Annotated in this window: 7 protein-coding genes; 3 read left to right on the forward strand and 4 right to left on the reverse strand. The window is 58.5% G+C overall.

The window, feature by feature from the left end; translation table 11 throughout:
• Window positions 1–127: 127 nt before the first annotated feature.
• From CMG77_RS03170 to CMG77_RS03180, 3 genes are all read right to left on the reverse strand, one after another.
• Window positions 128–1,132 carry a cytochrome d ubiquinol oxidase subunit II gene (locus CMG77_RS03170; protein WP_286805631.1) on the reverse strand — a complete coding sequence of 335 codons (1,005 nt, stop codon included), beginning with the start codon at window positions 1,130–1,132 and terminating at the stop codon, window positions 128–130.
• Window positions 1,132–2,502 carry a cytochrome ubiquinol oxidase subunit I gene (locus CMG77_RS03175; RefSeq protein WP_286805618.1) on the reverse strand — a complete coding sequence of 457 codons (1,371 nt, stop codon included), beginning with the start codon at window positions 2,500–2,502 and terminating at the stop codon, window positions 1,132–1,134. The genes CMG77_RS03170 and CMG77_RS03175 overlap by 1 nt, the downstream gene beginning before the upstream one ends.
• 147 nt (window positions 2,503–2,649) lie before the next feature.
• Window positions 2,650–3,195, reverse strand: coding sequence for a GbsR/MarR family transcriptional regulator (locus CMG77_RS03180; RefSeq protein WP_339619876.1), 546 nt, complete (start codon window positions 3,193–3,195; stop codon window positions 2,650–2,652).
• A 145-nt stretch (window positions 3,196–3,340) separates the two neighbouring features.
• On the opposite strand from CMG77_RS03180, the gene CMG77_RS03185 reads away from it, so the two are divergent.
• Genes CMG77_RS03185 through CMG77_RS03195 form a run of 3 tightly spaced genes read left to right on the forward strand, consistent with a single transcriptional unit; the run spans window position 3,341 to window position 6,365 of the window.
• A complete protein-coding gene (locus CMG77_RS03185) occupies window positions 3,341–4,312 on the forward strand; it encodes a phosphoribulokinase (RefSeq protein ID WP_286805616.1) in 972 nt (323 codons plus the stop codon).
• Window positions 4,309–5,127: an HAD-IIB family hydrolase gene (locus tag CMG77_RS03190; protein WP_123637966.1), complete on the forward strand. Its 819-nt coding sequence runs from the start codon at window positions 4,309–4,311 to the stop codon at window positions 5,125–5,127. The genes CMG77_RS03185 and CMG77_RS03190 overlap by 4 nt, the downstream gene beginning before the upstream one ends.
• A gap of 26 nt (window positions 5,128–5,153) precedes the next feature.
• The gene (locus CMG77_RS03195) at window positions 5,154–6,365 is read left to right on the forward strand and encodes a glycosyltransferase family protein (protein ID WP_286805612.1); all 1,212 of its coding nucleotides are present in this window, start codon (window positions 5,154–5,156) and stop codon (window positions 6,363–6,365) included.
• A gap of 157 nt (window positions 6,366–6,522) precedes the next feature.
• Here CMG77_RS03195 and CMG77_RS03200 read toward each other — a convergent pair whose 3' ends face one another.
• The gene (locus tag CMG77_RS03200; RefSeq protein WP_286805610.1) at window positions 6,523–8,274 is read right to left on the reverse strand and encodes an alpha-amylase family glycosyl hydrolase; all 1,752 of its coding nucleotides are present in this window, start codon (window positions 8,272–8,274) and stop codon (window positions 6,523–6,525) included.
• Window positions 8,275–8,395: the final 121 nt, after the last annotated feature.

An 8,395-nucleotide genomic window follows, 5' to 3' on the forward strand; every position in this document is an offset into this window, starting at 1 on the left:
ACGGGTGGTGTGGCAACGGCGGATGCGCTTCGCTTATCCGCCCTACGGATAGCACGGCAGGTCGCGTAGGGGCCGAGCGCAGCGGTATTAAAGCGCATCCGCCGTTAACGCAAGCAGTTTTGGTGCTTCAGTAATACGTCAACTCCCGCGCCTTACCCCAGAATACGCGGTAGGCAAACAGCGTATAGGCAATGATCGCAGGCAACACAATCACCACACCCACCAGAATGAACTTGAGTGATTCCGGGGCGCTGGCGGCTTCCCAAAAGGTGAGCTGTTCGGGCACCACGTAGGGGAAAAAACTGTACGCCAGGGCGGAAAACGCGAGTACAAACAGGGCGATGGCGATGGCAAATGGTAGCCAGCAGCCAAAGTCATTGTCGTAGGGAAAGTTGGACAGGTAGCGGTCATTGATCAAAAACAGGAAAAAGCTGAGTACCGGGATGATCAGCAGCAGAAGCGTCAGGTCTCCCCCCAGCCACTTGTCGAACACCCGCTCGCTGATCATCGGGTTGATGACCGACACGGCGACCAGCCCCAACGCCATCAACCAGGCGCAGCGGCGTGCCCAGCGAGCCGCCCGCAGCTGCAGCTCGCCTTCGGTTTTCATCACCAGCCAGGCGGCGCCAATCAGGCAGTAGCCGGCGGTCACACACACCGCGCTGAGAGCGGCAAAGGCGTAGGAGGCGAGGCTCTGCTCAAAGCCCATGACGTAAAGCCCGAGCATGTAACCCTGAGATAAGGTCGCCAGCAGTGAGCCGGCCCAGAAAGCGAAGTCCCAGCGGGTTTTGTGATCCACCGGCGCCTTGGCCCGAAAGTCAAAGGCGACACCGCGCAGAATCAATCCGGCCAGCATCAGCGTTACGGGCATATACAGCTGAAACAGGATCACATTGTGGGCGGCGGGAAAGGCAATCAGAATAATGCCGACACCCAACACCAACCAGGTTTCATTGGCGTCCCAAAAGGGGCCGATGGACGCGATCATGGTGTCGCGCTGGCGCTCCGAGTCTCGCGGCAACAGGATGCCCACTCCGAGGTCATAACCGTCAAGAATGGCATAAATGAGAAACGCCACACCCATCAGTGCCATGAAGATCAAGGGTAGCCAAAAGGCTTCTCCGGTCGGCATCACAGGGCACCTCCTTCATTGCGGACCATCGGGTTGTATTGATCCTGCAGGGTGTTGACCTCTTCGTCGCGGTCGACCAGTACCGCCTTGCGGGCGATCAGGAACAGGGCGCTGATGTAGGCCACCAGAAGACCGGCATACAGCGTCAGGTAGATGGCGAGCGATATGGCCACATTGCCTCCGGGGACGGTGGTGACGGCCTCGCTGGTGCTCAGAACGCCGGTTACCAGCCAGGGTTGGCGGCCAATTTCGGTGACGTACCAACCGGCGAGGGTGGCGACCCAGCCCGAGAAGGTCATGGCCACGAATACCTTGAGCATCCAGGGGGGCACCGAGGCGCGCCGCCACAGCTGCCATGCCCCCAACCAGGAGGCCGCGAGCATCAGAAAGCCCAACCCGACCATGATGCGAAAACCCCAGAATACTGGCGCGACGGGTGGATGTTCATCGGTGAATTCGTTCAGCCCTTGCACCTTACCCTGCCAGTCGTGGGTGAGAATGAAACTGGCCCCGCCGGGAATTTCCAGGGCAAAATGGTTGCGTTTCTGTTCTTCGTCGGGAAGCCCGAAAAGCACCAGAGGGGCCCCTTCGGTGGTTTCCCACAGGCCTTCCATGGCCGCCACTTTGGCGGGCTGATGTTTCAGGGTGTTCAGCCCGTGTAGATCGCCCAGCAGGATCTGCAGTGGAATCAGAAGTGCGGCGGCATAGACGCCTGTTTTCAATGCCAGGCGTGGAGCGGGCTTGTGATCGCGCTTGAGCAGGCGATAAGCCGATAGGCCCGCCATCAAAAAGGCCGCCGTCAGTCCGGATGCGACCAGCATGTGGGCCAGTCGGTAGGGCATGGATGGATTGAAGATGATGGCCCACCAGTCCACCGGAAAGGCCACCCCATCGCGCACTTCAAAACCGGTGGGCGTGTGCATCCAGGAGTTGAGGGACAGAATCCAGAAGGCGGACAGGCTGGTACCGACGGCCACCAGAAAGGTGGCGATGGTGTGTACCCGATTGGAGACCCGGTTGATGCCGAACAGCATGATGCCCAGGAAAGTCGCCTCCATGAAAAAGGCAGTCAGCACTTCATAGCCGAGCAGTGGCCCGGCGATATTGCCCACGGTTTCCATAAAGCCCGGCCAGTTAGTGCCGAACTGAAAGGACATGGTGATACCGCTGACCACGCCGAGGGCAAAGCTCAGCGCAAACACCTTCACCCAGAAGCGGTAGGCCCGCATCCACACTTCGTCACCGGTGCGGTTGTGCTGAACCCGGAAATAAAACAGAAACCACGCCAAGGCGATGGTGATGGTGGGGAACAGAATGTGGAAACTGATATTCGCGGCGAATTGAATGCGCGATAACAACAGGGTTTCCATTGTTGGTACCTCGTTGGTTCAGGTGACGGCGGATGCGCCTTTGGCTCCGATGCGTCGGACCGATCCGCCCTACGCCGGGCCTCGCTGGTTGCGTAGGGCGGATAAGCGCAGCGCATCCGCCGTAACGATACGTCGATGCAAGCGCCTCTACTTCAAAAACCGATCCTTCATGTCCAACACCTTGCCCAGACTCCCGCCAAGCTTTAACAGGCTCTTCAAATTACTCTGATTGAGCCGCTGAATTTCCGTGGTCCACTGGGTCAACATCTCGATCAGTTCGTGCATTTCCTGCATGCGTGCCTGAGCGTACTCCTCCTGGCGATTGGCGGGCTGCTCCAGCAGCAGGCCGCGCAGGGTCGACAGGGTTGGGTCAATTTCCCGCTTGCGCCGCTGCTCGATCAGCGTCTTGGCGATATCCCAGACATCATCCGGGGCAGAGAAAAACTCCTTCCGCTCGCCGGGAATGTGTTGCAGACGCACCAACTCCCAGGACTGCAGTTCTTTGAGCCCCATGCTGACATTGGAGCGCGAGAAGCCTAGTGCCTGAGCGATCTGCTCGGCGCACAAGGGTTCTTCGCTCAACACCAGAAGCGCGTACATCTGGCCCACGGTGCGATTGATGCCCCAACGGCTACCCATTTCACCGAAGTGCAGCACGCAGGATTGAATCATCGGGGTAAGTTGGTCTGACACGAATGGGGTACTCCACAAATTTCAGTAATTACTGAAATTACAGTAACAGGTGGTAGTCGTCAAGTGTCCGGTGGCCCAAATCCTGCACTGCTATGCTTAATAAGGTCCCAGGTGTGGGGCTCGAGTTAACCAGAAGGATTGCGTCATGATTGATTTGGAGGAAACCACGGCACTTTGGCCGGCGGCCCTGCTGGAGCGGTGGGGCGTCAGGGGGCGAGAAGCTCCGGCCGACATCCCATTGCTTTCCCGGCATCTCCGTGTCACCGAAGCCCTGGCGGGCTACCTGGCTCGGCTGTATAGCCCGCTGGCGGAGCGCCTGGCGCGCTGCCTGCCCACGCGCTCTGACCCCCTGGTGTTGGGCATAAACGGCGCCCAGGGGACGGGGAAGTCCACCGCGGCGGAGGTGATAGCGCATCTTCTTGAGCTGCGAGGGTTTCAGGTGTGTCGTTTGTCCATTGATGACCTGTACCTGACCCGGAGTGAGCGGCGACGGCTGGCGGACGAGGTGCACCCGCTACTGGCAACCCGGGGGGTGCCGGGCACCCATGATATCGCCATGGGGGAGGCGTTGCTGCAGGCGCTGACCCAGGCCGATGCCAATACCCGGGTGACCCTGCCGCGTTTTGACAAAGCCCAGGATGACCGCCGTGCGGAAGGTGAGCTGTGGCAGGGTCGCCCTCATTTGATCATTTTCGAAGGCTGGTGCGTCGGCGCCCGACCCCAGGAGGAGGCGGCGCTGGAGCCCGCGCTCAATGCCCTGGAACGTGAGGAAGACCCCGACGGCCGCTGGCGTCGCTATGTCAATGAGCAACTGAAGGGCTACCAGCGTCTGTTTGCCCGTCTCAATCACCTGATTCTATTGCGGGCACCGTCGTTTGAGCAGGTGTTTCAGTGGCGCTCCGAGCAGGAAGCCGCTCTGAAAAAGCAGCTCGAGGATGAGCGGCGTACCGGCACTCACCTGATGACACCCCCCATGTTGCAGCGCTTCATCGATCACTACGAACGGCTCACCCGCTGGATTCTCCAGGAAATGCCGGAGCGGGCCGACCTGGTGTTGGCGCTGGACACCCATCACCGCGTTGAGCGGATTACGGCCTCTGGAGCAACCAGGTTATGAGCACACCCATGGTGGTATTTACCGATCTCGACGGCACCCTGCTTAATCATGATGACTACGACTGGTCGGCGGCGAAGCCGGCGCTGGCCGCGCTCAAACAGCGCAAGGTTCCTCTGGTCCTGGTTTCCAGCAAAACCGATGTGGAGATGCTCGAGCTGCGCCGTGCGCTGGGCAACACGGATCCTCTGGTCTGTGAGAACGGCAGCCTGCTTCTGATACCAGAGAACCTGCTGGAGGCGCTGGGCTTGTCGGCGGACTCGCGCCTGATCAGCGATGGTTACCACTACGAATACCGGGGCCTGTCACGGGAGCAGATTCTGACGCTGCTCAACGAGCTGAAGGCGGATTATCGGTTTACCGGTTTTGCCTGGATGACCGATGAGGACATCGCCCAACATACCGGCCTGACGTTGGAAGCGGCCCGCCTGGCCAGCCAGCGTAAGGCCTCGGAGCCTATTGTGTGGCGCGATACGCCGGAGGCTCTGGCGGAGTTCACCGAGCGACTGACCCGCCACAATCTCCGCGTGGTCAAGGGCGGGCGCTTCTATCACGTCATGGGACAGTGCGATAAAGGCGATGCGGTACGGTACTTGCAAAAACGCTATGAGCACCACTTCGGCGCAGCACCGTTCAGTATTGCCCTGGGGGATAGCCCCAACGATCTGGACATGCTCAAAGCGGTGGATGCACCGGCCATCATTCCGCACAGCGATGGTTCACACCTGGAGGACCCTGCACTAAAACGGGCCTTCATAGCACCAAAAGAGGGCGCGGCGGGGTGGAATACCGCCGTTCTTACCCTGATCGACCAATAGGCGATCGCACTGACGAGGATGAACCGATGAGTGATTTTTTCCAGAACGGTCGTATTGCCACTTTGCACAACCTGGGGGATCGCCCGCTGGAGGCGATGGAGGCGGAGCTGAATGAATGGGCGGAGAAAAAGCCCATGTGCCTGGTGTTGCCGTGTCTCTACTCTGAGCTACAGGGGCCGGCGTTGGAAAACATCATTCAGGAGCTGAGTAAGGTCACCTACCTTGATGAGGTCATCATCGGGCTTGATCGCGCTACCGAAGAAGAGTTCGAGCATGCCAAGACGTTTTTTTCCCGTCTGCCCCAGCGTCACCACATTCTGTGGAATGACGGGCCGCGCCTGAAAGCCATTGATAAGGTCCTCGATGAATATGGCCTCGCGCCCAATGAGTTGGGGAAGGGGCGCAATGTCTGGTATTGCCTGGGCTATGCGCTGGCTCAGGGGCGGGCCAAAGCCGTCGCGCTGCACGACTGCGACATTCTCACCTACAAGCGGGATATTGTTGCCAAGCTGTTTTATCCGGTGGTCCATCCCACATTCAATTACGCTTTCTGCAAGGGGTATTACTATCGTGCGGCCAACGGCAAACTCAACGGTCGCGTGAGTCGACTGTTGGTATCGCCGCTGGTGCGGGCGCTGGAGAAAGTGTTTGGCCGCGACGATTATCTGGAATTCATTGACAGCTTTCGCTACCCGCTGGCGGGTGAGTTTTCCATGATCATGGACGTGGTCAGTTCCATCCGGATTCCCAGCGATTGGGGCCTGGAAATTGGTGTGCTGTCGGAAGTGAATCGTCGCTACTCCGACGAGCGGGTCTGTCAGGTGGATATTGCCGATGCCTACGATCACAAGCATCAGGATCTGTCCAAAGACAACCCGGAGGGTGGGCTCTCGAAAATGAGCACGGACATTTCCAAATCGCTGTTCCGCAAACTGGCAATCAAAGGCACCGTGTTTACGCCAGAAGCGTTTCGTACCATCAAGGCGAGTTATTATCGCCTCGCGCTGGATCTGATTGACCGGTATCACAACGATGCCGTCATCAACGGCATGACGTTGGATCGAAACCAGGAAGAGAACACCGTGGAGCTGTTTACCAAGTGCATCATGCGGGCGGGGGAGCAGTTTCTGAACGATCCCACCGAGCGGCCATTCATGGCCAATTGGTCGCGCGTGTTAAGCGCCGTGCCGGATGTGTACGATCAGTTGTTGGAGGCGGTTGCGCAGGATCGGGGGTGATCGGGTTGCGGCTCGTTTGGTGACGGCGGATGCGGGCTGCGGTGGTTGGGTAACGGCGGATGCGGCCTTCGGCCTTATCCGCCCTACGCGGACTGCCGTGGTATGCGTAGGGCGGATAAGCGAAGCGCATCCGCCGTTACCCAACCCAAAATATACCTCAAACTTTCTTCTCATAATTCGTCAACCAGACACACTGATACGGCGCCAAGGTCAAAGTCCCGTACAGATCCGTCACCGCCTCCCCACTGATCAAATCCCGCCAATTCTCTGTACTGATCAAATTGATATTGGTCAAACTGATTTCCTGCGGCCGATCGCTCAGGTTATTCAGACAGAAAATACTCTGAGTTCGGCGCAGGCTCTGCCGCCAGAAACCAAACACCTCCGGCTGCAAGTGCAAAGTGAACTGAGTAGCATTCGGGTGAAACGCCGGCTGCGCACAGCGAATCCGGATCAGTCTCTGCAGCGCATTGAAGATTCGGTGTTGAGGTTTTTCCGGGTCGGCTAGAAGCGTTTCGAGTTCACCCTTGTGCCAGTTGGTCCGGTTGATGGAACGGTTGTGCTGGGTGGCTTCCAGTTTGTCCAGGTCATTGGGCGTCGCAAACAGGGTGTGAATATAAAACGCCGGTATACCCTCCAGGGCCAACATGATGATCTGTGAACAGAGCAACCGTGCCTCCTGCCAGCGATCGGTACCCTGATAGGTACCCTTGAAGGCATCGAACAGACTGATGTTGGCCTCGTAAGGTTTGCTTTCGCCATTCTGTCCGGTGCGGCTGGAAATGCGACCGCCAAAGGACTGCAGCGTTTTCAGGAAGGTTTCCAGCTCCTCGTCGGACAACAAGCCTTCCGCCGGACGCAACCCGATACCGTCGTGGGAGGCGGTAAAATTCAGATAGGCACAGCCGACCGGCGAGGGCGGCATGCTCATCAACCAGCCTTTCAGATACTGGCCGTTGCCGGACAGCAGCGCGTGAATCACCAGTGGTGGCAGGCTGAAGTTGTAGATCATGTGCGCTTCGTTACTGTTGCCGAAGTACGTCAGGTTTTCCCGGTTGGGCACATTGGTTTCGCTGATCAGAATCGCGTGGGCATTTTTGTACTCCATCAGCAGCCGCAGCAGCTTGATGACTTCGTGGGTTTGCGGCAGGTGTATACAGGGCGTTCCGATTTCCTTCCACAGAAAGGCCACGGCATCCAGACGAAGCCACTGAACGCCCTTGTCGAGATAAAGCCCGATGATCTTCAGGTATTCGAGCAGCACCTTGGGGTTGCGGAAGTCGACATCAATCTGGTCATGACTGAACGTACACCAGACGTGCTTCACGCCTTCGTTGGTTTCCACTGCGCGCAGTAGCGGGCTGGTGCGCGGCCGCACGACCATGGACAGGTCGTAGTGGGGGCTCGCCTCGACAAAGTAATCCCGACCCGGGTCTTTGCCATATTGGTAGTTGCGGAACCAGCCGCTCTGGCTGGACACATGGTTGATCACCAGATCGCCCATGAGTTTGAAGTCTTGCCCCAGAGTTTCAATATCGTCCCATTCGCCCAGCTCGGCGTCGACCTGGGTGTAGTCGATGACGGCAAAGCCGCCGTCGGAGCTGTGGGGGAAGAAGGGCAGCACGTGCACGGCGCTGAAGGTGTCCTGCAGGTGTTTGTGCAGGAACTGTTCGAGGGTATCGAGGGGTTTTTCGTTGGGGGTGCGGATGGAGTTGCCGTAGGTGATCAGCAGGGCGTCCTGTTCGGACCAGAGTTGCTCGGGCGGTACGATGGCGCGGTTGATCCGCGGCCCGATGGCCTCGAGGCACTGTTGGGTCAGTGCGTCGGTGTCGGCATTGGGGTAGAGGTAGGCGAGTAGCGCGGTGAGTTTACTTTTCAGTTCCGGCAGCGAAAAAAAGTCAGTCGTCATAGTATGGGCCCGTCATGGTCAGTACCCAATATCGCAGCAAGATCCATACCGGTGAGCCGTGTGCGTTGATCCAGCTCCGGGTCTCGTCGAGGTATACCTGTCGGGGCCCCGCCGTGAATCC

This window comes from Marinimicrobium sp., assembly GCF_002695945.1.
Classification (GTDB): domain Bacteria; phylum Pseudomonadota; class Gammaproteobacteria; order Pseudomonadales; family Cellvibrionaceae; genus Marinimicrobium; species Marinimicrobium koreense.